This window comes from Accumulibacter sp., assembly GCF_029255145.1.
Classification (GTDB): Bacteria; Pseudomonadota; Gammaproteobacteria; order Burkholderiales; family Rhodocyclaceae; genus Accumulibacter.
Window position 1 is genome coordinate 1 of record NZ_JAPUVQ010000034.1, and the last position, 3,060, is coordinate 3,060.

Consider the following 3,060-nt stretch of genomic DNA (forward strand, 5'->3'; position numbering starts at 1 on the left):
AGCAGATAGGCCGTCTGGCGGTCAGCGACGATAAAGTTTGACATGCGACGACTCGATGGTTCGAAGAGGCATGATTATATCATATATGGATCTGGCGCCGGGAAAGTCCGACAGGCTGCTAGCCGGACAACGCTCGGACTGCTCGTTCATTGCAACCACTTGAGCAGGCTCACCGACGTTTCCGGCTGCGAGAAGTAGGAGGTATGCATCACGCCGCGGCTGGCCGGGAAGTCGAGGAAGCGCTCGTCGGCGATGTGTAGCGCGCCGTTCCAGTTGCGCATGCCGGCGGCGGGCACGACCAGATCGTTGGGTGCATCGTCGAAGACGCGGTCGATCAGCGAGTCAGCAGCGCTGCAGAAAGCGGCACCGAGGCCGGCACGTGCTGGCTCGAAGTCGCCGCCGAGCCCGAAAAGCGTGCAGTCCGAAAGGGTTGCGCGGTCTAGCTCGTCGAGGAATTCGTTGCCAGGGCACATCGACGCGAGTCCTTCGAGGCCGGTCAGGCCAGCATGGCCGGCGACCTTGACGATCGTCAGCAGGCCTTCCATGACGTCGGTTACGCCGTTGTCCGGAAAGACGTTGAGCGCCGTCGTCATGCGGTCTAGGAAGCTCACCATGTGCTCCGGGTTGGCGAGTAGCGTGCCCTGATTGGGGACCCCGGCGAGGACCAGGCGGCGAACGCGGAAGCGTGCCGGGTCGATGCCGTAATCGGCGGCGCAGCCGGCGAGGCAGCGGCTGAGCAGTCCGCCGCGGCTATGGCAGACGATGTCCACCTCGAGCGCCACGCCGGCCGGCATTTGCGAGAAGAACCAGCGGGCGTTGTCGCGGGGATGTTGCGACAAGGTCGGGTGTTCGAAGGCGAAGAGCCGGCCGCCGTAGCGTGCGGCCAGGGTTCCCAGAGTCGCCTCGGGAATGCCGCCAAAGGCCGAGCGGGCGGTGCTGAAGGTGCCATGAACGAACAGCAGCGCGGGTCCTCCGGCCAGCGCTTGCCAGTCCGTCGGAGTCAGCACGGCGTCGTTGCCGGGGATAAAATGGCGGACGCCAGGCGGCCGCCGGTGGGCCTCCCAGCGGCCGACGGCGAAGTCGGTAAGCGGCCCGAGCAGCGTATCGGTCACCGGGTAGATCAGCACCTTGAGCAGCTTGCGACCGACGAAGCTCACCAGACCGCGGGCCCCGGGCGAAGCGGTGCTGGCAGCGGCCGGCGGGGTGGCGACCTCGCGTGGAATCAGGAAGGTCCTGCCGCCGCCGGCGCTGCGGCTGATCGACGGCTGCAGCTTCCGTTCGTCGTCGACAGCGAAATGCCAGTGCATGGCGCCTTGCTCATCGATCGCCAGAACCACCTGGCCGTAGTCTGGGCCAAGGTCGGGAACCCGCAGTTCGAACGCGTAGGCGCCGTCGGGGCCGCGTAGCGGCGCCGCGGCTCTCGGGAAAGGCGACGATGAAACGGCGAGCTCAATGGCCGTGACTTCTTCGATGCCGGCGTCAGCGAAAGCGCGATCGAAGTCTTCGGTGGCCTGTTCGGGGCCACGGCTGCCGGGTGCCCTGGTCCCCAGGACACGCGCGCTACCCTTGAGACCGGGCGCCCGCAGGGTATAGCCGCCGCCGAGGTTGACCGGCGCGGTGCCGCCGTCGAGCTGATGGATGTCGGGCATGTCAGGTCTCCTGTATTCGGTTGAGGGCGAGGCCGGGGTGGCCGTAGAACACGTAGGCGAGTCGCGTCGAACTGTTCTTCTCGCGGTCGGGGTCGAAGCGGCCGCGCAGCAACGCCGCGACCGCTTCGCGTAGCTTGCCAGAGGCGCCGAAAACGCGCTCGTAGAACTCGACCGCGATGTCATGGGCGATGACGTCATCGACCGACCACAGCGCCGCGAGGAAGCCGCTGAAACCGCCTTTCAGCGACTCGTCGGCGAAGCCCGAGAACGAGCCGAGCAGTTCGCCAGCCTTGCCGACCTGGCTGGCGTTGAGGAACAGGAACGGATGGTATTGCGCGCCGAGATGCGAATCGGTCAGATACTCCGGGTCTAGGTGCTGCCCCTCGTCGAGGATCACCGCTGCATTGAGCGGGTGTCCCTGGATCGCTTCGCCATGGCAGACGATATGCACCGCCTCGGCACCGCCGCAGGCGTCGCCCACTGTCAGTCGTGTGTTCAGCAGTTGCTTGATTTTCGGCGCCGCTGCCAGGCGAATGACGTGATAACGCGTGCTGGTCGCCGCGCCTTCCAGCTCGGCGTTTTCCAGTTTGCGCCAGCCCGAGCGGGCGGCATAGTCGCCGACGACCACCGCCATGTGGTGTACGGCGACGCGGGCAGACGGGTGCAGCGCCGGGTTGCCCGAGTCATTGAGCGGCCAGTGGCCGGTGTCGACCTGGCAACCCAGATAGAGTGGGGCTGCGGCGTCCAGCGGCCCGGGCATCCTGGCAAGCTCCCACGGGATGTGCGCTTCGGCGGTGAGCAGGAGGACGCCGGGTTTCCGCCCCGGGGTGGCTGCGCTGCCGGCACGCCTTCCGGGGCCGGCCTGGATCAAGTGAAAGCGCCTTGCGGGCGGGGAGAGCCGCTTCACAGGCCGGCGCTTGCTGAACGCCAATTTTCCTGTCGCGTCCGGCTTCCGGTTGAGAGCGGCGTCTTGCGTTCCGGTGAGAATGGCCCGCTGGCCAGGCTTCCACTTCAAGCTGAAGAGCGGCGGCTGCAGGCCATTCCGGTCTCCGGAAGGCGCCCGGGAGGTGGCGTCCTGCTCGTTTTCATTGGTCGCCGAACGGATCGTTCGGCGCCTTCCCGGGGGCTTGGCGACCAGCGGTCGGTGCACGGTGCCAGCTGGGCGAATGCCGACGAAGCGTGCCCCGTCGACGACTACCGTGTCGGCGTCGGGCGGTACCTTGCGCGCGCGGCTACCGATGTCGTGTACCGGGCTGGCAATCCGCTTGTTCAGTTGCAGTGCGTGGCTAACGGTCATTGCAGTTGCGGCCGCCCCGGATCATGAAAGAAAATGCGATCTGGGAAACGGTGGGTAGAGGTCGCGCAAAGTTTTGGCGGCTTGACCCCGCAAGCTAACGTGACCCGCTGAACC

The 3,060-nt window shown here is 66.6% G+C and carries 2 protein-coding genes; both read right to left on the reverse strand.

Annotated elements, in window-relative coordinates:
* Positions 1–146: 146 nt before the first annotated feature.
* On the reverse strand, positions 147–1,649 hold the full coding sequence (locus Q1L50_RS03655) for a hypothetical protein (protein WP_300335981.1): 1,503 nt from the start codon (positions 1,647–1,649) through the stop codon (positions 147–149).
* Between the two features lies 1 nt (position 1,650).
* Positions 1,651–2,946 (reverse strand): CHAT domain-containing protein, encoded by a 1,296-nt coding sequence (locus Q1L50_RS03660; RefSeq protein WP_300335982.1) that lies wholly within the window; start codon positions 2,944–2,946, stop codon positions 1,651–1,653.
* Between the last annotated feature and the right edge of the window lie 114 nt (positions 2,947–3,060).

Coding starts and splice junctions, on each gene's coding strand:
- Q1L50_RS03660 (WP_300335982.1), bottom strand. CDS start 2,946: ATGACCGTTAGCCACGCACTGCAACTGAACAAGCGGATTGCCAGCCCG.
- Q1L50_RS03655 (WP_300335981.1), bottom strand. CDS start 1,649: ATGCCCGACATCCATCAGCTCGACGGCGGCACCGCGCCGGTCAACCTC.